At 40.2% G+C, this 22,040-nt stretch carries 16 protein-coding genes; 4 read left to right on the top strand and 12 right to left on the bottom strand.

Going from position 1 to position 22,040, the window contains the following annotated elements:
• Positions 1-11: 11 nt before the first annotated feature.
• From gyrA to MMP60_RS05045, 5 genes are all read right to left on the bottom strand, one after another.
• Positions 12-2,741 carry a DNA gyrase subunit A gene (gyrA, locus tag MMP60_RS05065; protein WP_241335264.1) on the bottom strand — a complete coding sequence of 910 codons (2,730 nt, stop codon included), beginning with the start codon at positions 2,739-2,741 and terminating at the stop codon, positions 12-14.
• Between the two features lie 297 nt (positions 2,742-3,038).
• Positions 3,039-3,554, bottom strand: coding sequence for a DinB family protein (locus MMP60_RS05060; RefSeq protein ID WP_241335263.1), 516 nt, complete (start codon positions 3,552-3,554; stop codon positions 3,039-3,041).
• Between the two features lie 82 nt (positions 3,555-3,636).
• Positions 3,637-4,572, bottom strand: coding sequence for an FAD-binding protein (locus tag MMP60_RS05055; RefSeq protein WP_241335262.1), 936 nt, complete (start codon positions 4,570-4,572; stop codon positions 3,637-3,639).
• A 17-nt stretch (positions 4,573-4,589) separates the two neighbouring features.
• A complete protein-coding gene (locus MMP60_RS05050) occupies positions 4,590-5,339 on the bottom strand; it encodes an electron transfer flavoprotein subunit beta/FixA family protein (protein ID WP_241335261.1) in 750 nt (249 codons plus the stop codon).
• A gap of 438 nt (positions 5,340-5,777) precedes the next feature.
• On the bottom strand, positions 5,778-6,665 hold the full coding sequence (locus MMP60_RS05045) for a site-specific tyrosine recombinase/integron integrase (RefSeq protein WP_241335496.1): 888 nt from the start codon (positions 6,663-6,665) through the stop codon (positions 5,778-5,780).
• Between the two features lie 161 nt (positions 6,666-6,826).
• Here MMP60_RS05045 and MMP60_RS05040 point away from each other — a divergent pair, with 161 nt between their 5' ends.
• The gene (locus MMP60_RS05040; protein ID WP_241335260.1) at positions 6,827-7,438 is read left to right on the top strand and encodes a LysE family translocator; all 612 of its coding nucleotides are present in this window, start codon (positions 6,827-6,829) and stop codon (positions 7,436-7,438) included.
• A 51-nt stretch (positions 7,439-7,489) separates the two neighbouring features.
• On the opposite strand, the gene MMP60_RS05035 is transcribed toward MMP60_RS05040, so the two are convergent.
• From MMP60_RS05035 to MMP60_RS05010, 6 genes are all read right to left on the bottom strand, one after another.
• Entirely contained in the window at positions 7,490-8,092 is a 603-nt protein-coding gene (locus MMP60_RS05035; protein WP_241335259.1) for an alpha/beta hydrolase, read from the bottom strand.
• A gap of 1 nt (position 8,093) precedes the next feature.
• The gene (locus MMP60_RS05030) at positions 8,094-9,020 is read right to left on the bottom strand and encodes an ADP-ribosylglycohydrolase family protein (RefSeq protein ID WP_241335258.1); all 927 of its coding nucleotides are present in this window, start codon (positions 9,018-9,020) and stop codon (positions 8,094-8,096) included.
• A 78-nt stretch (positions 9,021-9,098) separates the two neighbouring features.
• A complete protein-coding gene (gene dapF / locus MMP60_RS05025) occupies positions 9,099-9,953 on the bottom strand; it encodes a diaminopimelate epimerase (RefSeq protein WP_018677142.1) in 855 nt (284 codons plus the stop codon).
• 6 nt (positions 9,954-9,959) lie between these two features.
• Positions 9,960-11,210, bottom strand: a complete 1,251-nt coding sequence (gene lysA / locus MMP60_RS05020) for a diaminopimelate decarboxylase (protein ID WP_241335257.1) — start codon at positions 11,208-11,210, stop codon at positions 9,960-9,962.
• A gap of 22 nt (positions 11,211-11,232) precedes the next feature.
• Positions 11,233-11,445 (bottom strand): lipoprotein, encoded by a 213-nt coding sequence (locus tag MMP60_RS05015; protein ID WP_241335256.1) that lies wholly within the window; start codon positions 11,443-11,445, stop codon positions 11,233-11,235.
• 118 nt (positions 11,446-11,563) lie between these two features.
• Positions 11,564-12,976 carry an amino acid permease gene (locus MMP60_RS05010; RefSeq protein WP_241335255.1) on the bottom strand — a complete coding sequence of 471 codons (1,413 nt, stop codon included), beginning with the start codon at positions 12,974-12,976 and terminating at the stop codon, positions 11,564-11,566.
• Positions 12,977-13,267: 291 nt separating this feature from the next.
• Here MMP60_RS05010 and radA point away from each other — a divergent pair, with 291 nt between their 5' ends.
• Together radA and MMP60_RS05000 are read left to right on the top strand one after the other, a co-directional pair.
• Positions 13,268-14,656 (top strand): DNA repair protein RadA, encoded by a 1,389-nt coding sequence (gene radA / locus MMP60_RS05005; protein ID WP_241335254.1) that lies wholly within the window; start codon positions 13,268-13,270, stop codon positions 14,654-14,656.
• A gap of 82 nt (positions 14,657-14,738) precedes the next feature.
• Positions 14,739-15,692, top strand: a complete 954-nt coding sequence (locus MMP60_RS05000; protein WP_241335253.1) for a Tim44-like domain-containing protein — start codon at positions 14,739-14,741, stop codon at positions 15,690-15,692.
• Between the two features lie 564 nt (positions 15,693-16,256).
• On the opposite strand, the gene MMP60_RS04995 is transcribed toward MMP60_RS05000, so the two are convergent.
• Positions 16,257-17,885 (bottom strand): inorganic phosphate transporter, encoded by a 1,629-nt coding sequence (locus MMP60_RS04995; protein ID WP_241335252.1) that lies wholly within the window; start codon positions 17,883-17,885, stop codon positions 16,257-16,259.
• 438 nt (positions 17,886-18,323) lie between these two features.
• Here MMP60_RS04995 and metH point away from each other — a divergent pair, with 438 nt between their 5' ends.
• Positions 18,324-22,010, top strand: coding sequence for a methionine synthase (gene metH / locus MMP60_RS04990; RefSeq protein WP_241335251.1), 3,687 nt, complete (start codon positions 18,324-18,326; stop codon positions 22,008-22,010).
• Positions 22,011-22,040 lie beyond the last annotated feature (30 nt).

The raw sequence follows: 22,040 nt of genomic DNA, 5'->3' as shown, positions 1-22,040 counted from the left end.
ATCTAAAAGAATTACGCTTCAGGCGTATCATCTTTCGGCTCAGCGACAACTTCTTCAGAAGTTGCTGCTTGAAGCTCAATATTTTCAACAACGTCTATAGCTTCTAACTCTTCGTCATCTTCTACAGCTTCAATCGAAACAACACCAACCAATATTTCTGCATCGCTTAAACGAATTAAACGAACGCCTTGCGCATTACGTCCAGTCGTCGCAACTTCAGCAGCACGCGTACGAACTAAAGTACCGCCATCTGAGATCAACATCAGTTCTTTGCTTTCATCAATTGATACCGCACCAACTAACTCACCATTGCGTTCGCTAGTTTTGATTGCAATCACGCCCTTACCACCACGTTTCTTGGTTGGGAAGTCATCTACAGGTGTACGTTTACCATAACCGTTTGCACAAGCACACAGTACTTCACCCGTTTCAGGTACAACCACGAGTGAAACAATTCGACTGACAACAGTTGAATCTGATGAATCATCATTATCATCGTTGTCATCATTTTCAACGTCAGCATCGTCAGATTCAATCGTATTGCTTGCAAAACTCACACGCATACCACGCACGCCTTTTGCAGTACGTCCCATCGCACGAACATCTGTTTCAGCAAAACGAATTGCCTTCCCTTCGTTCGAGAACAACATGATCTGCTGATTACCATCGGTGATTGCAACACCGATTAAAGTATCTTCTTCGTTCAACTCAATCGCACGTAAACCATTAGAACGAACATTGCTAAATTGTGCTAATTCAACACGTTTAACCGTACCTGATGCCGTTGCCATGAACACATAGTGATTTTCAGGGAATTCAGTCAACGGTAAGATTGCGGTCACGGTTTCATTTGCATCCAATGGAAGCAAATTAATAATTGGACGACCTTTCGCACCACGCGAAGCCTGCGGAACTTCAAACACTCTTAAACGATAGACTTTACCAACATTGGTAAAACATAAAACCGTTGCATGGTTTGATGCTACAATTAAATGTTGAATAATGTCATCATCTTTCATCGAGGTTGCAGACTTACCACGACCACCACGGCGTTGCGCTTGATAGTCAGAAAGTGGTTGAGTTTTCGCATAACCTGTTTGAGAAACAGTCAGTACCACTTGTTCTTCTGGAATTAAATCTTCACGGCAGAAATCAACGCCTGATTCAACAATTTCAGTACGACGCCCATCACCATATTGCTGTAAGATCAAAGCAAGTTCTTCACGAATCACATTCATCAATAGATTAAAATCATTGAGAATTGCTGTTAATTCAGCAATTTGACCCAAGATTTCAGTATATTCTGCATGTAATTTATCTTGTTCTAAACCTGTTAAACGGTGTAAACGTAATTCTAAAATTGCCGCCACTTGCGTTGGTGACAAGCGATAAATTTCACCTGACAAACCAAATGGACGAGTTGGGTCTTCGCCTTCAATTTCATCTGGACGAACAGAGATTGCACCTGCTTTTTCAAGTAATGCAACCACACCGCCACCAGCCCACTCACCTGCTTGTAAACGCTCACGCGCTTCAGCGGGGTTAGCAGAAGTTTTGATGGTTTCAATAATGGCATCAATATTGGCTAAAGCAACCGTTAAACCTTCTAAGATATGTCCACGCTCACGTGCTTTACGCAATTCGAACATGGTACGACGTGTCACTACTTCTTGGCGATGACGAATAAATGCCGCAATAATATCTTTTAGGTTCATCAACTTCGGCTGACCATTGTCTAGACAAACCATGTTGATACTGAACGAGTTTTGAAGTTGGGTATGCAAGAATAAATTATTCACTGCAACTTCTGCATTCTCACCTCGTTTCAAGTCGATTGCGATACGCATACCATCTTTATCAGACTCATCACGAAGCTCAGAAATACCTTCTAATTTCTTCTCTTTGACTAACTCAGCAATACGCTCAATGGTTCTTGCTTTGTTAACTTGGTAAGGAATCTCAGTAAAGACAATCGTGGTACGACCTGTTTTTTGATCTTCTTCGAAGTGATATTTACCACGGATATGCAAACGACCTTTACCCGTGCGGTAAGCGTCTACAATCCCTGATTTACCGTAAATAATACCGCCTGTCGGGAAATCTGGCCCCGTAATATGCTCCATCAAACCTTCAATAGAGATATTTGGGTTATTGGCATATGCCAAACAAGCATTGACCACTTCAGTCATATTATGTGGCGCCATATTGGTCGCCATACCAACCGCAATACCCGTTGTACCATTAATCAAAAGATTTGGGATACGTGTTGGCATGACTTGAGGAATACGCTCAGAACCGTCGTAGTTATCTTCCCAATCAACGGTGTCTTTTTCTAAGTCTGCTAAAATTTCATGGGTCAACTTTTGCATACGAACTTCGGTATAACGCATTGCTGCTGCGCTATCCCCATCGACAGAACCGAAGTTACCTTGACCATCAACCAACATGTAACGCAAGCTAAAATTTTGCGCCATACGAACGATTGTTTCATATACTGCGCTGTCACCATGAGGGTGATATTTACCGATCACGTCCCCGACAACACGAGCAGACTTTTTGTATGCTTTGTTATAATCATTGCCCAATTCATGCATTGCAAACAACACACGACGGTGAACAGGTTTAAGACCGTCTCTAACATCTGGTAATGCACGAGATACAATTACGCTCATCGCGTAATCTAGATATGAATGCTTGAGTTCGTCCTCAATGGCAATCGGTCTAATTTCCGATACGCTCATGCATACTCCTTGTTTACAAGTAGATGGCTCTACTTGTTTTTATGTATTCAATCTTGCAAAAATTTAGCTCAGAAACTTGAACTAAAATTAAAAAATATAGCGAAAAATTATAGCATAAAGCACTTATCAACAGGGAGTTTGCTAATCTGAAAATAGCATTTTTTTACAATAAAAAGTTTATTAGAATTAATAAGTTAAAAATCTAGTTTTCCATTTTTTAGTGAATAGAATAAAAGGTTATTTTTTAATCAAAATAACAGCATTTTTAACAAAATATTTAATCCAGTTTTTTTTAAATCAGCGATATAAATAGGCATATTCTCTTTGAAAGAAAATTAAGTCTAGCTCCAAGGACTTTGCTGTTAGCTCAAAGATCATGCTGTGCATTTGACCTCGATGATGCGTTTGATGATTAAATACGTGTGCCAATATTTCAATCAACGGCTCAGTATAAACTTGACCTCGGCGGACATAAGTAATTGCTTGATGAAATGAAACTTCATCATGTTCATGGATAAAATTAATCAAACTTTGATCATGTTCAATTCGAGCATTCTCTAATTGGGCGAGTTGATTATAAAGAACCTCATCTAAAGCATACGTTGACGCCACAACACCATTGATACGCTCAAACCAAAGTATATCTCCTACCAATACATGATTTGCCGTTTGCATAAGGGATTTGAAATAAGCTTTACAAGCTTGATTTAATTGCTCCTCTGTTAAGCTGATGAGTGTAGAAAATAACTTTTGGTTTGCCCACTGATTATAATGAGCCAGCATCAGAAAATAGGTCTTAAAAGTATAATTCATCGGTAATGCTCTCATTTATTTATTCTTATTTTTAACATAAAAAAACGCCCCTTTCGGAGCGTTTCAAACTTAATTTAGAGAATTAAAGTTTAGATACCAATTCTGGTACAACAGTGTTCAAATCACCAACTAACCAGTAGTCAGCAACGCTGTTGATTGGCGCTTCTTCGTCTTTGTTGATTGCAACAATAACTTTAGAATCTTTCATACCCGCTAAGTGCTGAATCGCACCAGAGATACCGATTGCCAAGTAAAGATCAGGCGCAACGATTTTACCAGTTTGACCAACTTGGAAGTCGTTTGGTACAAAGCCAGCATCTACAGCAGCACGTGAAGCACCTTGAGCAGCACCAAGCTTGTCAGCTAATGGGTCAAGTACTTTGTGATAGTTTTCACCAGAACCTACACCACGACCACCAGATACAACGATGCGTGCAGCAGTTAATTCTGGACGATCAAGCTTCACGATTTCTTCGCTTACAAACGTAGAAATACCAGCATCTTTCGCTTCAGCAACAGCTTCAACCGCAGCAGAACCACCTTCAGCAGCAACTGCATCAAATGCTGTACCACGAACTGTACCAACGATAATTGCTTCGTCAGATTGAACAGTTGCGATTGCGTTACCTGCATAGATAGGACGCTTGAAAGTATTTGCAGATTCAACAGCAATAATGTCTGAAATCATGCTTACGTCAAGAAGTGCAGCAACACGTGGAAGAATGTTCTTACCCGTTGTTGTAGATGCAGCTAATACGTATTTGTAACCGCCTTTCGCGATGTCAGCAACTAAGCCAGCAACGTTTTCAGCCAATTGGTTCGCATAAGCAGCATTGTCAGCAAGTAATACTTTGCTCACACCAGCAACTTTAGCAGCAGCATCAGCAACTGCTTGAGCGCCAGAACCAGCAACTAATACAGTAATATCACCACCGATTTTTTGAGCTGCCGCAACAACGTTTAAAGTTGCACCGTTAAGTGACTGGTTGTTGTGATCAGCGATAACTAAAATACTCATGATTTTATCCTTCTGTATTAGATCACTTTCGCTTCATTTTTCAATTTTTCAACAAGTTCGTCTACCGACTTAACTTGTACGCCAGCTTTACGTTCAGCAGGTGCTTCAACTTTAATTGTTTTAAGTTTAGTACCAGTTGCAACGCCATAGTCAGCAGGAGACTTAGTATCAAGCGGTTTTTTACGCGCTTTCATGATGTTTGGAAGAGCAGCATAACGTGGCTCATTCAAACGTAAGTCAGTTGTGATGATTGCTGGAAGAGCAAGCTCAACAGTTTGTAAACCGCCATCAACTTCACGAGTAACTTGTACTTTACCGCCGTCAACTTTAACTTCAGATGCGAAAGTACCTTGACCTGCACCAAGTAAAGCACCAAGCATTTGACCTACTTGGTTAGAGTCATCATCAATTGCTTGTTTACCAAGAAGAATAAGTTCTGGTTTTTCAGCATCAACAACGCCTTTTAAAATTTTAGCAACTTCTAAAGCGCCAATTTCATCAGCAGTTTCAACTAAGATACCACGGTCAGCGCCTAAAGCCATTGCAGAACGAATTTGTTCTTGCGCGTCTTTAGAACCCACTGAAACAACAACGATTTCTGAAATCGTTCCTTTTTCTTTTAAGCGAACCGCTTCTTCCACTGCGATTTCACAGAATGGGTTAATTGACATCTTAACGTTAGTAAGGTCAACCCCAGTATTGTCCGGCTTCACACGAACTTTAACGTTGGCATCAACCACACGTTTTACAGCGACAAGAGCCTTCATGTAATCCTCGGCTGTTCTAAGCAAGTAAATATAATGAAGAGTATTCTAACTCTTCGATCGAAACTTTTTAGGTGCCCTATCTTGCAATGTATATGGCATTTCGGTCAAGTCACAATTTCTTCTGCGACTGTAAAAAAGATGAAATGCTCAGTTCAATAATTTAGCCTTATATTTCACCATTTATATTTAATCACTTGACACTTTGATTTTTAAATATTGATTTATCTAATATTTTATAACTTTCAACAACATAAAATACACTTTTCAAATTGATTTAACTGGATCTGTAACTGATCATTTCGATTAAATTTTACTGTACTTTCGATTCCACAAAAACTTGGCAATAAAGTAAGAATATTGATTGAGCAACGCTTAAAAATAAACGAAAAAATCAGTCGCCTATTAAACACTCAATTTTGCAACATAATATATCAACATTTAGCTTTTCTGTGCGCGTGGATGCGCCTGATCATAGACTTTTGCCAGTTGATCAAAGTCAACATGCGTATAGATCTGGGTTGTCGACAAATTACTATGTCCCAACATCTCTTGCACTGAGCGTAAATCACCACTTGCTGAAAGCATATGACTGGCAAAACAGTGGCGTAAGAGATGTGGATGTAAATCGACATTGACACCTGCTCTTTGTGCTTGAAGTTTAACTCGATTTTCAATTTGGCGTGGCTTTAATACACTGCCCCGTTGTGAGATAAATACCGCTGAATCTGCTGTAAAACCGCCTTGCCATATCCGATAAATTTTAAGCCATTCAATCAAACTTGCTTTTGCTTTACTTCCAAATGGTACAACTCTCGTTTTATTGCCTTTACCAGTGATGCGTAATAATTGTCGATTAAAATCAATGTCTTTAATCGTGAGTCCTTGTAACTCTGCCAAACGCAAACCACTCGAATATAACAATTCAAGCATCGCCTTATCCCGTAACCATAGCTGTTGTTCTAAGGGTTTCTCTGGTGACGGCTGATCTAAAATCTGATTCACGGTTTCAATATCAATCATCCCTGGCAAAGGTCGAGGCTGACGTTTTAACCTAAAATCTTCTGATGGATTCTGTTGTAAATATTGACCTTGCTCTGCCCACTTCATAAATTGGCGAATTGAAGTTAAATGACGTTGTAAGCTACTTGAACTCAGTTGGTCTTGTTCAACACGTGTAGCCAAATACTCTCGTAGATCAGATGCCTCAATATTTTGTAATTGAAGTTGTTTCGATTCACAAAACTCAAAAAAATCGGTTAAGTCACGTTGATAAGCCGCAATGGTATGTTCCGACTGATTTTGAATAATGCGTTCTTTTAACCACATGGAAAGCAGTTTTGTCGGAGTTTCCAAATTACGCTCAATGTTATTCAGTTCATACATTACTCAGTCTAACAAATTTTTCCCTTTATAGAATTAAACAAGTTTCGGAAAATCTCTGTCTATGTAATACAATACATTTCAAGTTTTAAGTCGCTCTTCTTACAATGTCAACGATGCTTGTTTCCTATCTAATCGCAATTACACTTCTTACGCTGACGCCTGGCTTAGACACGACACTCATCATTCGAACAGCGACGATAGAAGGGAAAGTTAAAGCCTTTCAAGCAGCATTAGGAATTAACTTAGGTTGTATTGTTTGGGGTATTATTGTCGCTTGTGGTTTAGGCGCATTATTGATGACTTCTGATCTTGCTTTTAATGCGTTGAAGTGGATGGGTGCAGCATACCTGACTTGGCTAGGATTCAATCTTATTTTAAAACCTCGTACACAACTTGCGGGGTTGAATGAATCAGCCGCAACGCAGAACTGGTTTATGAAAGGCTTGTGGGGCAACTTACTCAACCCCAAAGTCGGCATCTTTTATATTTCTTTCTTGCCACAATTCATCCCCCATACTGCTTCACCTGTTGTTTGGACAATGGGGCTAGTACTGATCCATGTATTGATTGGATTTATATGGTCAATTTTCTTGATTGTTGCCATGCAATCTATTGCAGCCTATTTAAAGCAACCGAAATTTATTCAATATATGGATCGTATCACGGGCAGTATTTTTATACTGTTTGCACTGAAACTGGCATTGAGTAAGCGATAAATTATAAAAAATCATGCTTTTCATAGCACGCTAATGACTCGTTTGAACGACCTATACCGAGTCTTTTAAATAAGCATTTATTTGTATTGCCACTTCATCTGCATCCTGCTTTGCCAGTCCATGATCACCACCCTCGACAATATAGAGTTTTGATTTTTTAAATATCTGATTTAAATATTGCCCAACTTCAATTGGGCTAACTGAATCTTGATCGCCCCAAATGAGTAATGTTTCTACCTCTATCGTAGATAGAAATTCCTCATAATCGACCTTTGTCGTCACAAACCAATCAGGGGATTCCAAATATTCCAGTTGATAAAGCTGACGCCAATCTTGAACCTTAAATCGTTCTAGATTAATTCCACCTGAAGTGGCGATTAATACGAGACCTTTGATCAAATCTGTTTTTTGTAATGTCGCAGCAATTGCAAAAATACCGCCCATTGATTGCGCAATTAAGATCGAGGGTTGCTGAATCTGTGCAACCACATAATTACTCAGATCATCAAAACTATGAATATCGGGATGTGCTGCCGTACCATGAAAACCAGGGTAAGCGATCACTTGCTTTGTATAATTATTAGGAAGCTGTTCGATCAGAGGATTCCAAAATTGTGTATTGCCTGATGCGCCTGAAAGGAAAATTAAATTCATCTCATAAGCCTTCTACTAATTTTTTGATTAAAGGCTCGACCATTTCTTTAGCTCTTAATTGTTGTAACCATACTGGAGGAATATCACCATATCCAAAAGCAAGTCCTGCTAATCCACCTGCCACACATGCTGTTGTGTCAGTGTCCCGCCCCAAAGAAATCGCTTTTTTAATCACGGCTTGATAATTTGGCTCTTGTAGCGCTAAATAAGCTGATTTTAAGCAATCTACAACATAACCACTTCCCGTTCCTCGTTCTAAATCATCAGGACGGATAAAAAATTCTAATTGCTCCAATTCATCAGGTCGTTTTTCATAATATTGTCGTAGGATAGTGACAGCATGTGACCATGCGGCATTAATCGCCATTCCTTTTAAAATATATCTCGCCCATAAACAATACAAAGCACAGCATACTTTTGAGCGTAAATGTGCATGCGTAATGTGTGATTGTAAATATGCAGCTAAAATTAATGCCTCATCTGTCCCTTGATGCCACAATGCTAAAGGTAAAACTCTCATTAATGCGCCATTACCATTGGCATGTTCATCATCATTTGCGACTTGCATGACTGGTGTACCTAGTAAATATTTTCGAATAGCTGTTGCCGTCTGCACACCTACATCAAATACCTGATAATCGGGGGTCATATAACCAAACTGATACCAATTTGCAATACGATTCATTAAATCAACAGCATCTAACTTTTGACAATGAAGTAAAGATGTCAATAAACACAAAGCTTGCGCACCATCGTCTGACCATGTACCAATTGGAACATCAGGATAAGTTCGACTAAAGTTTATAGGCGGAATCATATCAATATCGATAATGTGAGGTAGTTGTTCAGGTAAATGAAACTCATAAGGCACACCAACAGCATCACCGATCAATAAACCATAAATACCACCACGAAGCTTATTTTGCATTTTTCTCTCATTTTCTTATTGTAAAAATAAAGGGTAAAAAGCCCAACTTGAGACTTTTTACCCTCAGATCAATCTAATTTATCCTTGGAAATAACGTAAATCCAAACGCGCATCATAAACATGAGTCGTTGGACCTGTCATCCACACCACATCACCTTCACGCCAAGCAATATGTAACTTACCGCCCGCAAGCTGAACTTCAACCTCATTGGCAAGTAAACCACGGCGCATACCACTAACTGCTGCGGCACAAGCCCCTGTACCACATGCTAAAGTCTCACCCACACCACGTTCAAACACACGCAAACGGACGTGCTTTTCATCAATGATTTGCATAAAACCAGCATTGACACGTGCAGGAAAGCGTACATGAGATTCCACTTGTGGGCCAATATTGGCAACATCAGCAGTTAATACATCAGGAACGATGGTAACGGCATGAGGATTACCCATATTCACTACATCAATGTTAATGCTTTGGTTATCTGCCAATTCTAGTGCGTATAAACCTTCAGTATCTTCATGTGCTTGCGTGACAAATGGAATTTCGTCTGGAAGAAACTTTGGCGGCCCCATATTAACGCGAACCAAACCATTCGCACCCAACTCAGGCTCTACAATTCCTGCTTTGGTTTGCACCCGAATTTTTGTTTTAGTGGTAAGTTGACGCTCATGTACAAACCGAGCAAAACAACGCACACCATTACCACACTGCTCGACTTCAGAACCATCTGCATTAAAAATACGATATTTAAAATCTACATCTGGAAAATCAGGTGGTTCAACAATCAAAAGTTGATCGAAACCCACACCAAAATGACGATCAGCTAAGCGTTGAATCGTCAATGTATCTAAATAAGCTCGCTGGGTAATCAGGTCAACAACCATAAAGTCATTCCCTAAACCATGCATTTTGGTAAATTCTAAATACATCCCAATTTACTCCTCAGGCAACAAACGCTCTCTTTCCCAAAGTGATTCTATGGTTTCACGCTCACGAATTAAATAGGCTTGATCACCATTGACCATAACTTCAGCAGCACGACCACGGGTATTATAGTTCGAGCTCATCACAAAACCGTAAGCACCTGCGCCCAACACAGCTAATACATCATTTTCCTGAAGTGCCAAATCACGTTCTTTACCCAAGAAATCGCCTGTTTCGCAGATTGCACCGACTAAATCCCATGTTTTGACTTCAACATCATGCTTTGGATTCACAGATTGGATATCCATCCATGCTTCATATAAAGCGGGACGAATTAAGTCATTCATCGCTGCATCAATGATGGCAAAGTTACGGTGATTGGTTGGTTTTAATAAATCAACTTTGGTTAATAAAGCACCCGCATTGGCTGAAATACTACGCCCTGGCTCCATATACACTTTCAAGCCCAACTTTTCTAAAGCTGGACGCATGGCATTGGCATATTCAACAACGCTTGGAGGAGTTTCATCTTTATAGCGAACACCTAAACCACCACCAATATCAATATGTTTGAGGGTAATGCCTAAGTTTTTCAATTCTTCGATCATCAAAATGATACGATCAAGTGCATCAACAAATGGCTTGGTTTCTGTCAATTGCGAACCGATATGACAGTCAATTCCAACGATCTCTAAGTTCGGTAATGAAGCGGCATATTGATACGTTTCATTCACCGTATCACTTGGAATACCAAACTTATTTTCTTTCAATCCTGTTGAAATATAAGGATGGGTTTTAGCATCTACATCTGGATTTACACGTAAAGAAATCGGGGCTTTTTTGCCTAATTTTGCGGCTACTTTTTGAATGCGATCAAGCTCAGCATAAGATTCAACATTGAAACACGCAATACCGACAGTTAATGCTTTTTCAATATCTGCTTCTGATTTACCTAAACCAGAGAACACAATTTTTGATGGCTCACCACCTGCTGCAAGTACACGAGCAAGTTCACCACCCGTCACAATATCAAAACCTGCACCCAGTTTTGCCAAGACATTTAAAACAGCGATATTTGAGTTTGACTTCACCGCAAAACAGATTTGATGATCAATAAAATCAAAGGCACGATGCATATCTAAATAATGCTTTTCAAAAGTTGCTTTTGAATAAACATATAAAGGTGTGCCAAATTGCTGTGCGAGCTGATCTAATGAACATTGCTCAGCATGCAATACTCCATTAATGCGAGTGAAACTCATGAAGATGTCCTTATTTACAAACTTAAGGTGAGGTGGTCGGTGATGATGTAACTTGGCGTTCTGACTTTAGATCAGATGAAGCTTCTGCTTTGGATGCTTCATTTTTATAGAGCAGGTATTTTGCACGCTTATCGTGATCCTGATCAGAAGGTAATTGCAACATGCCTGACTGACCACATGCAGTGAGTACCACACTACTCAATAATAAACCGATCGAACAAATGACTTGACGCATCTGAGCACCTAACTTTTACAATTCGCAGCAGTATAGCGTGATCAACTCACAGGCTAAAGTCTAAACATAAAAAAACGCCAACTTATGCTGGCGTTTTTTTCATTCGAACTTGTTTAGCTTATTTCTTTTTCGCAAAGAAATAGCCAATCGCTAAAATAACAAACCAAATTGGGCTCACTTTTAATGATTCTAAAGTTGTTTCATCCAATGCAAGGAAGTAAATTGTTGCAAGGAAGAATGCAATCACCACCCAACAAGTAAACACCCCACCAGGCAATTTAAAGGTTGACTGTGCATGTAACTCAGGACGGTTTTTGCGGTAGTTAATATAACTCCACATAATCACAATCCACACACAGATAAACAAGATAGTCGATAAAGTGGTCGCTAAGGTAAATGCAGTCACTTCATCATTGGTTCCTGTTTGTACTTTATAAACGAATTGAACGAAAGCACCGATAAAAATACAGATCGAAGAAAAGAGTAATGCTTTTGCAGGAACTGCCGATTTAGAAAGTTTTCCAAATAATTTTGGTGCTTGTTTATCCGTAGATAAACCGAACAACATACGACTAGTCGAGAATACACCGCTATTCATTGATGACATGACTGAAGATAACACCACCAAATTCATAATAATCGCAGCAGAAGCAATACCCGCTTGTGAGAAGATGTTTACAAATGGGCTCACCTTAGGATTAATTTGATCCCATGGTGTAACACACATGACGACAAATAATGCCAATACATAGAAAATAATGATACGAATTGGGATTGAGTTAATCGCTTTTGGTAAATTACGTTTTGGATCTTGTGTTTCAGCAGCAGTTGTACCAACAAGTTCCACACCTACAAAGGCGAAAATCGCAATTTGGAAGCCTGCTAAGAAACCATCTAAACCTTTAGGGAAAAATCCACCATGTGACCAAAGATTAGAAACACTGGCAACAGCCCCTGTAGTACTAGTAAATCCAGTAAAGATCATCCATAAACCAACAGCAATCAGGACAATAATGGCTGTGATTTTGACCATTGCAAACCAGAATTCCATCTCACCAAATAATTTTACCGTCACAAGGTTCAACCCAAGTACAAATAAAATGGCAACGGTACTGATCAGCAATCCGCCCACTGGTGTAAATGACTCACCACCATTGAAAAATTCAAGATAGTAAATAATCGCAGACAAGTCAGCGATACCAATTGTGACCCAGCATAGCCAGTATGTCCAGCCAACAAAATAACCCGCCCAAGGACCAATTAAATCAGTGGATAAATCAATAAAAGATTTATAGTGTAGGTTGGATAAAAGTAATTCACCTAAGGCACGCATGACGAAAAACACCATCACACCAATTAAGCCATAAATGAATAAAATAGATGGTCCAGCCAAACTAATGGTTTTGCCTGACCCCATGAACAATCCCGTTCCGATTGCTCCACCAATCGCAATCAACTGTAAATGTCGATTGGAAAGGCTACGATGCAGCTCACCATTTTCATTTGGTGAACCAGTAAAATCATTTGACATTGTTATATTCAACTCTCAAGTTTTATGTGACAAAATTAGCCTAAAAATCTAACAATAGAAAAAGTTTTTTCGGCTTTTGATCACTTTTTTGAAATTTTAACGCTTTTTAGTTGCATTTTTAATCATGTTTTCCTGTTTTATAAACCTCAATGTACAATTCCTTGTAATTAGCAGTTTACGTGCCAAAATCAACTTTGGCGACAGTTATAGATAAAATTTATATTTCAGATTCTCTGCAACTCGATTTGGTCAAAATTTAATTGATCTATCACATATCTTTTACGAGTAAATATGAGCAAAGTTAAAACAGTTTATCGTTGTGAACAATGTGGCGCAGATCACTCTAAATGGGCAGGTCAATGTTCAGAATGTGGTGAATGGAATAGCTTAACGGAAGTACGATTAGAGCCAAGCATCTCGCACCGAGCGCGTCCCAAAGTGGGTGGATATGCGGGACAAGTTGCCAATATTACAACGCTCAATCAAATCTCTGTCTCAAATGAAACTCGCCTGCAAACGGGTATTAGTGAATTTGATCGTGTACTGGGTGGAGGCTTGGTTACAGGCTCGGTTGTTTTGATTGGTGGTGACCCAGGTATCGGTAAATCAACAATTTTATTACAAACTGCCACACATATGGCAAGTAAAAAAAGTTCAGCGCTTTATGTCACAGGTGAAGAATCTCTTTCACAGGTTGCTTTACGCGCGCAACGCTTAGACTTGCCAACAGACCAATTAAAAGTCATGGCTGAAACCTGTGTCGAACGTATTTGTGAAGTTTTGGCACAAGTGCGCCCTGCGGTCGCAATTCTGGATTCGATTCAAACGCTTTATACTGAAACTTTGCAATCTGCACCAGGTGGTGTTTCACAAATCCGCGAATCTGCTGCACTACTCACCCGTTTTGCAAAAAACAGTGGTACAGCCCTATTTCTAGTCGGTCATGTCACCAAAGAAGGTGCGCTAGCTGGCCCACGAGTTTTAGAACATATGGTCGATTGTGTTCTTTACTTTGAAGGGCAATCCGACTCTCGTTATCGCATGATTCGTGCAGTAAAGAACCGTTTTGGTGCAGTCAATGAACTCGGTGTCTTTGCAATGACCGATAAAGGTCTACGTGAAGTTGCCAATCCATCTGCAATTTTCCTGAGTCGTTATGATGAAGCCATTCCAGGTTCAATTGTCATGATCAGCCGTGAAGGAACACGCCCCCTCCTCGTCGAAGTTCAAGCCTTAGTCGATGATGCACATGGGCAACCACGTCGAGTGGCACTTGGTTTAGAGCAGAACCGCTTGAATATGTTACTTGCAGTGATGCACCGTCATGGTGGTGTACAAACCTCAGGACAAGATGTTTATGTCAATGTGGTCGGTGGTTTAAAGATTACTGAAACTGGCTCTGATCTAGCAGTTTTACTGGCTTGTGCTTCGAGTTTACGAGGCAAAGCCTTACCACAACAATTGGCTGTTTTTGGTGAGGTTGGGCTATCTGGAGAAATTAGGCCGGTACCGAATGGTCAAGAACGCTTAAAAGAAGCAGCAAAGCATGGCTTTAAATATGTCATTTTACCTAGAGGCAATGCACCTCAAAAATCAGTAGAAGGTGTTCAAATTATTGCTGTTGCACGCTTGCATGAAGCACTTACTGAAGCGATGCAATTGAGTGACGAATTGACATAAAAAAACATATTTTTATAGTTGAAATTACAGGTGAATGCCTGCATAAATACACTTACAAATTGGATTTAAATAGGAATTTTCGATGCAAGTACACCAGCGTGGCTTGATGGCAGCTCTTTTAATGGCAACTTTGGTTGCAGCACCGCTAGCGGAAGCAAAACGTGCTGGTGGTGGGAAAAGCCATGGTATGAGCAGATCTAGCTCAGCGAGCCAGCCAGCTCAACAACCACGTCAAGTTGCGCCTGCTCCACAACAAACTGCACCCCAAAAATCAGGTCCAGGCGTCGGTTCAATGGTTGCAGCTGGTGTAGCTGGTGCAGCTGTTGGTGCTGTCGCAGCAAATGCATTAGCTGATGACAAAAACCCAACCTCAACAGAGCAACAAGCAACTCAGCAAGCTCAACAGGAAGAAAAAGGTGGTATTCCTAGTTGGATCTGGTTATTGCTGATTGCAGGGGGCGCTTTCTTTATTTTCCGTAAATTCAAGGGTAAGCAAAAAGTCGCAGCGAACAACCCTTATGCACCAAATAACAATGCTCAAAATAATTTTGGTCGCCAAAATACATCTTCAACAGCTGACAATACCAATATCTTTGGTCAATCAGTCGCTGGGGGAAATGCACCTCAAGCGGCGTTTGGTAGTGCTTCGATGAGCAGTGGCAATCAGTTACCTGATGGTACTGAACCTGCTGCATTTCTACGGGTTGCACGTCAACGTTTTAACCATATTCAATCGGTAAACAGTGCAAGTAACATCGAAGAGATTCGTCGTTACTTAACCCCTGAACTTTATACATCTATGTACAGTGACATTATGGCGAACCAAGACCAAGACGTTGCTGAATTTAGCAATCTGAATGCGATGGTTGTAGAAAGCACAACTGAAAATGGTCAGTATGTTGTGAGCGTTCGTTTTACAGGTACAGTGAGCGAAGATTTAAATAGCTTGCCACAGCCTTTTACAGAGATTTGGCATTTTATTAAACCTGCCGGCTCGCAACAGGATTGGGTCGTTGCTGGAATTCAACAGGCTTAAATTTACACTGTATAGAACTTAAAGGAAAGGAGCTGTGAAAACAGCTCTTTTTTTGCATTAAATTTGGGATCACCGTTGCATAAACCACATTGTTTATCAGCTAAACAAACTTTTTCCATCAGATACTCTAGAGAAAAATATCAAGAAAACCTCTACCTCCTCTCATCTGAATAAAAAAAGCCACTCTCTATTTGGAGAATGGCGGAGTGTAAATAGATTAACTGGTCAAACACATTGTATTTTTATATAGATTTCTAAGCCTACAATCAAGCCCATCATATGTTTTATTTATACTAGCTTATAACATAAGGTAAAAATATTCCTCGTTTGGGGAATAAAACTATTTTCTATCTCAATACAGGCTAACCCATCAACTCTATCACGATGAGATCTAAACAAATTGCCCAACGCTTTCTAACTCATATATCCCTAGATTTTAGATCGAACTCAGGTTAAATAAAATCACGAACCCATCTTCACTCATTTGGATCTTTAAATCACAAATAAAAAAGCCTTGCCGAAGCAAAGCTTTTAAAACCCAGTTATACGTTCGATCAGACGAAATTAAGATACAAACTGTAAGAACAACCAGTATAAACCACCAGATAAACAAATCGTTGCTGGCAATGTAAATATCCATGCTGAAAGAATGGTTTTCACTGTAGCAAAATTTAAACCTGATTTATTCGCCACCATCGTACCCGCAACTGCACTGTTTAGAACGTGAGTTGTTGAAACTGGCATACCTAAACCATCAGCAGCAGCAATCGTTGTCATTGCAACAAGTTCAGCAGACATCCCTTGACCATAAGTCATATGGTTCTTACCAATACGTTCGCCCACTGTAACCACAATACGCTTCCATCCCACCATAGTACCTAAACCAAGCGCAAGTGCCACGGCAACTTTAACCCAATTCGGAATATATTGGAGGAATGAATCAAGATTACTACGGTATTCTTTTACCACTTTGGCTTGGTCTTTATCCATTTCTGGCAAAGCTTTCGCTTTATCTAATCGCTTGAAAGTAGTCGTACTTAAATACATATCATTGCGAATTTCACTGACCGCAGCTTCTGGGATCGCTTTAAGATCACCATAATTTGCAACACGTGTACCTAGGTGCGCTGTCATACTTGCCAATGCAGGTACAACTTCAGCCGTTTGTTCTTTAGTTTGAATATATTTGGTCAATACAGCACGCGCTTTCTCATCTGAAAGCTCATTCTGATTTACATTTAAAACGGTTGCTGTTTGAGTTGAAAGTTGCTCAAATGATTGTAAATGTTCAGCATCTAAACTCTTATTCAATGAGTAAGCTAAAGGAACTAGACCAATCAAAATCAACATGATCAAGCCCATACCTTTTTGACCATCATTTGAACCATGTGCAAAACTTACACCAGTACAAGTGAAAATCAAGATCGCACGAATTAATGGTGGCGGTGGCTTATTGCCTTCAGGTGGTTGGAAAAGTTCAAGTTGACGCTTGAAAATTGTTTTCACCAACAAAAATACGATTGCAGCAAATGCAAAACCGATTAATGGAGAAAATAATAAAGCTTTACCAACTTTGATCACTTGATCCATATCAATACCACTTGCTGTACCTGTTGAGGCATTTAACAAGTGATTCATGATCCCTACACCTAAAATCGAACCGATTAAGGTATGTGAACTTGAGGCTGGGATACCAAGAAACCACGTTCCTAGATTCCAAAGAATCGCAGCAATCAGCAGTGCGAAAACCATCGCAAAACCTGCTCCACTGCCAACATTCATAATCAGTTCAACAGGGAGTAAAGCAATAATACCGTAAGCAACTGCACCACTGGCAACCATAACCCCAAGGAAGTTACAGAAACCTGCCCACATCACTGCAACAGGTGCAGGTAAGGCATTGGTATAGATGACCGTTGCAACCGCATTGGCGGTATCATGGAAACCATTGACAAACTCAAAGCCTAATGCAATGAAAAGTGCTGTCGCTAAAAGAATAACAGAGTACAAACTCAAAGGTGGCACATGCGCTAAGTCAGCACTCACCTGAAAACCAATATAAATAAGTGTTGCAATAATAATCGTTAAAAACACCGGCATAAAAAATTTCGGTGTAGCAACATGTACATTCGTCGATTTTGCCGTAGAACTGGCAAGCGGTGAATCCGAAACAGGGGGAATATTAGAATTCATGTAGACGGTTAGAGGATAATAAAATCCTCTGTATTGTTTAATTAAATTATGACAATTATATGACAACAGACTGTCATATGAAGGCAAAATTTCATATTTTTCTTACATTTTTTTGTATTTTTCAAAGAAAAAATCATCTAAATATTCATTTAAACCATATAAAAACAATACCTTAAGTCAAAAAAATTTTACTCAGAACTATTTGTCTGATTTTGCAACAAACACAACAAAATATGAAACTTATTTGTCATATTTCAAAATACATGTCGTCTTTTTAGGCATTATTCCGCTTAATTATTGCAATTTCATGAAAGTTTTATGACATTTTCCATTTGAACCAATGAATCACCTCAAGCTAATGCTGAAAATACGCGCTTTTTCTGCGCTTCTGTTACAATGCCCCTGCTTTTTTATATTGATTATCTACTGGGGTTCCTTATGTCCACGCTTGCCACCCTAAAATCACTTCTTGCTCAACGCATTCTCATTATTGACGGTGCAATGGGAACGATGATCCAGCGCCATAAATTAGAAGAAGAAGATTATCGTGGTGAACGTTTTGCAGACTGGGCATCAGACCTAAAAGGCAATAACGACTTATTGGTTTTAACCCAACCCCAAATTATTCAAGGGATTCATGAAGCCTATTTAGATGCTGGTGCAGATATTATTGAAACCAACAGCTTTAATGGCACACGTGTTTCAATGTCGGACTATCACATGGAAGACCTCGTTCCAGAGATCAACCGTGAAGCAGCACGTCTAGCACGTGCGGCATGTGACAAATATTCAACCCCAGATAAACCACGCTTTGTTGCAGGTGTACTTGGCCCAACCTCGCGTACTTGTTCCATTTCACCAAATGTAAATGATCCTGCGTTCCGTAACATTACTTTTGATGAACTCAAAGAAAACTATATCGAAGCCACTCATGCCTTAATCGAAGGTGGTGCAGACATCATCTTGATTGAAACCGTATTTGATACATTAAACTGTAAAGCGGCGATTTTTGCGGTAAAAGAAGTATTTAAGCAACTTGGTCATGAACTTCCGTTAATGATCTCAGGCACGATTACCGATGCATCAGGTCGTACTTTAACAGGTCAAACCGCTGAAGCGTTCTGGAACTCGGTTCGCCACGGTGACTTACTGTCGATTGGTTTTAACTGTGCCTTGGGTGCAGATGCCATGCGTCCGCACGTTAAAACCATTGCAGATGTTGCAGATACCTTTGTTTCTGCCCATCCAAACGCAGGTTTACCAAATGCCTTTGGTGAATATGACGAAACGCCTGAACAAACAGCCGCGTTCATCAAAGAATTTGCAGAAAGTGGTTTAATCAATATTACAGGTGGTTGCTGTGGTACAACGCCTGATCATATCCGTGCCATTTACAATGCTGTTAAAAATATAAAACCACGTCAGATTCCTGAAACAAAGCCTGCATGTCGTTTAAGTGGTTTAGAACCATTTAATATTTATGATGATTCACTGTTCGTCAATGTGGGTGAACGTACCAACGTCACGGGTTCAAAAAAATTCCTACGTCTCATCCGTGAAGAAAAGTTTGCCGAAGCTTTGGAAGTGGCGCAGCAACAAGTTGAAGCTGGTGCACAGATCATCGACATTAATATGGATGAAGGGATGCTCGATTCGCAAAATGCGATGGTACATTTCTTAAATCTTGTCGCATCTGAGCCAGATATTTCTCGTGTACCGATCATGATTGACTCATCGAAATGGGAGATCATCGAAGCAGGCTTAAAATGTGTACAAGGTAAACCTGTCGTGAACTCAATTTCATTGAAAGAAGGTTATGACGAATTTGTCGAAAAGGCACGTCTATGCCGTCAGTACGGTGCTGCGATTATTGTCATGGCATTTGATGAAACAGGTCAAGCAGATACGGCTGCACGCAAACGTGAAATCTGTAAACGTTCTTATGATGTTTTGGTCAATGAAGTGGGCTTCCCTGCCGAAGATATTATTTTTGACCCGAACGTGTTTGCAGTCGCAACAGGGATTGAAGAACATAATAACTATGGCGTCGATTTTATTGAAGCCACAGGTTGGATCAAACAGAACCTACCGCATGCCATGATTTCAGGCGGTGTATCCAACGTATCCTTCTCATTCCGTGGTAATGAACCTGTACGTGAAGCAATTCACTCTGTGTTCCTCTACTATGCCATCAAACAAGGCATGACCATGGGGATCGTTAACGCTGGTCAAATGGCGATTTATGACGATATTCCAAAAGAACTCAAAGATGCGGTTGAAGATGTTGTTTTAAACCAAAACCAAGGTGAATCAGGTCAAGTTGCCACAGAAAAACTGCTTGAAGTCGCTGAAAAGTTCCGTGGTCATAGCGGTGCGCAACGTGAAGCTGAAAATCTTGAATGGCGGAATGAAACGGTTGAAAAACGTCTTGAATATGCCTTAGTCAAAGGTATTACGACTTTTATTGATGAAGATACCGAAGAAGCACGCCTCAAAGCAAAACGTCCACTCGATGTCATTGAAGGTGCATTGATGGATGGTATGAACGTGGTCGGCGACCTGTTCGGCTCAGGCAAAATGTTCCTACCTCAAGTGGTTAAATCTGCTCGTGTCATGAAACAAGCTGTGGCTTGGTTGAACCCGTACATCGAAGCCGAAAAAGGCGATGCACAATCTAAAGGTCGTGTGTTGATGGCAACGGTAAAAGGTGACGTACATGATATTGGTAAGAATATCGTGGGCGTGGTCTTGGGTTGTAATGGTTATGACATCGTTGACCTTGGCGTAATGGTGCCGTGTGAAAAAATCTTGCAAACGGCAATTGATGAAAAATGTGACATCATCGGTTTATCAGGTTTGATCACGCCATCTTTAGATGAAATGGTGTTTGTTGCCAAAGAAATGCAACGTAAAGGCTTTAATATTCCCTTGTTAATTGGTGGTGCAACCACATCGAAAGCCCATACTGCGGTAAAAATTGATCCGCAATATTCAAATGATGCGGTGATTTATGTCGCCGATGCATCGCGTGCAGTCGGTGTAGCAACCACCCTGCTCTCGAAAGAAATGCGTGGTAACTTTATTGCTGAGCATCGCGCTGAATATGCCAAGATTCGTGAACGTTTAGCCAATAAGCAGCCAAAAGCAGCCAAACTCAGCTATGCTGAATCGATTGAAAATGGCTTTAAAGTGGATGCGAATTATGTACCACCAATTCCAAATACAATGGGTACACATGTACTGACCAACTACCCACTTGCAACATTAGTGGAGTATTTTGACTGGACACCATTCTTTATCTCTTGGAGCTTGGCAGGTAAATTCCCGAAAATCTTAGAAGATGAGATTGTCGGTGAAGCTGCAACGGATTTGTATAATCAAGCACAAGCCATGCTCAAAGATGTGATCGAGAATAATCGTTTCGATGCGCGTGCTGTATTTGGTCTATACCCTGCACAACGTACAGATGCAGATACAGTCAGCGTGTTTGATGAAACAGCGCAGAATGTCACACATACTTTTGAACACTTGCGTCAGCAGTCGGACAAAGTCACAGGCAAACCAAACTTATCTTTAGCCGACTTTATTAGCACCTCTAAAGACAATACCGACTATCTCGGTGGTTTCACTGTGTCGATCTTCGGTGCGGAAGAATTGGCAAATGAATATAAAGCCAAAGGTGATGATTATTCTGCAATCTTGGTTCAGTCGTTGGCCGATCGTTTTGCCGAAGCTTTTGCAGAGCATTTGCATGAGCGTATCCGTAAAGAGTTCTGGGGCTATAAAGCTGATGAGACTTTGGGCAATGAAGAATTGATCAAAGAAAAGTATGTTGGTATTCGTCCTGCACCAGGTTATCCTGCTTGTCCTGAGCATTCTGAAAAAGCAGTGTTGTTTGACTGGTTAGGTTCGGAAGAAAAGATTGGTACAAAATTGACTGAACACTTTGCGATGATGCCACCTTCTTCTGTCAGTGGTTTCTATTATTCGCATCCTGAAAGTGAATACTTTAACGTGGGTAAAATTTCTCAAGATCAGCTTGAGGATTATGCCAAGCGTAAAGGCTGGACACTGGATGAAGCGAAGCGTTGGTTAGCACCGAATTTAGATGATTCGATTGTTTAATTTAGAGTTTTTATAATCTCCCTTACGAAG

It is taken from the genome of Acinetobacter sp. ANC 4805 (genome assembly GCF_022549495.1).
GTDB lineage: Bacteria > Pseudomonadota > Gammaproteobacteria > Pseudomonadales > Moraxellaceae > Acinetobacter.
This window is presented reverse-complemented; position numbering and strand designations above follow the sequence as displayed.

What these genes read in the sequence shown, in the direction of transcription:
- MMP60_RS05050 (WP_241335261.1), bottom strand. Translation starts at nt 5,339, where the DNA reads ATGAAGGCTCTTGTCGCTGTAAAACGTGTGGTTGATGCCAACGTTAAA.
- dapF (WP_018677142.1), bottom strand. Translation starts at nt 9,953, where the DNA reads ATGTATTTAGAATTTACCAAAATGCATGGTTTAGGGAATGACTTTATG.
- MMP60_RS05000 (WP_241335253.1), top strand. Translation starts at nt 14,739, where the DNA reads ATGCAAGTACACCAGCGTGGCTTGATGGCAGCTCTTTTAATGGCAACT.
- metH (WP_241335251.1), top strand. Translation starts at nt 18,324, where the DNA reads ATGTCCACGCTTGCCACCCTAAAATCACTTCTTGCTCAACGCATTCTC.
- lysA (WP_241335257.1), bottom strand. Translation starts at nt 11,210, where the DNA reads ATGAGTTTCACTCGCATTAATGGAGTATTGCATGCTGAGCAATGTTCA.
- MMP60_RS05060 (WP_241335263.1), bottom strand. Translation starts at nt 3,554, where the DNA reads ATGAATTATACTTTTAAGACCTATTTTCTGATGCTGGCTCATTATAAT.
- gyrA (WP_241335264.1), bottom strand. Translation starts at nt 2,741, where the DNA reads ATGAGCGTATCGGAAATTAGACCGATTGCCATTGAGGACGAACTCAAG.
- MMP60_RS05035 (WP_241335259.1), bottom strand. Translation starts at nt 8,092, where the DNA reads ATGAATTTAATTTTCCTTTCAGGCGCATCAGGCAATACACAATTTTGG.
- MMP60_RS05055 (WP_241335262.1), bottom strand. Translation starts at nt 4,572, where the DNA reads ATGAGTATTTTAGTTATCGCTGATCACAACAACCAGTCACTTAACGGT.
- MMP60_RS05015 (WP_241335256.1), bottom strand. Translation starts at nt 11,445, where the DNA reads ATGCGTCAAGTCATTTGTTCGATCGGTTTATTATTGAGTAGTGTGGTA.
- MMP60_RS05045 (WP_241335496.1), bottom strand. Translation starts at nt 6,665, where the DNA reads ATGTGGTTAAAAGAACGCATTATTCAAAATCAGTCGGAACATACCATT.
- MMP60_RS05030 (WP_241335258.1), bottom strand. Translation starts at nt 9,020, where the DNA reads ATGCAAAATAAGCTTCGTGGTGGTATTTATGGTTTATTGATCGGTGAT.
- radA (WP_241335254.1), top strand. Translation starts at nt 13,268, where the DNA reads ATGAGCAAAGTTAAAACAGTTTATCGTTGTGAACAATGTGGCGCAGAT.
- MMP60_RS04995 (WP_241335252.1), bottom strand. Translation starts at nt 17,885, where the DNA reads ATGAATTCTAATATTCCCCCTGTTTCGGATTCACCGCTTGCCAGTTCT.
- MMP60_RS05040 (WP_241335260.1), top strand. Translation starts at nt 6,827, where the DNA reads ATGTCAACGATGCTTGTTTCCTATCTAATCGCAATTACACTTCTTACG.
- MMP60_RS05010 (WP_241335255.1), bottom strand. Translation starts at nt 12,976, where the DNA reads ATGTCAAATGATTTTACTGGTTCACCAAATGAAAATGGTGAGCTGCAT.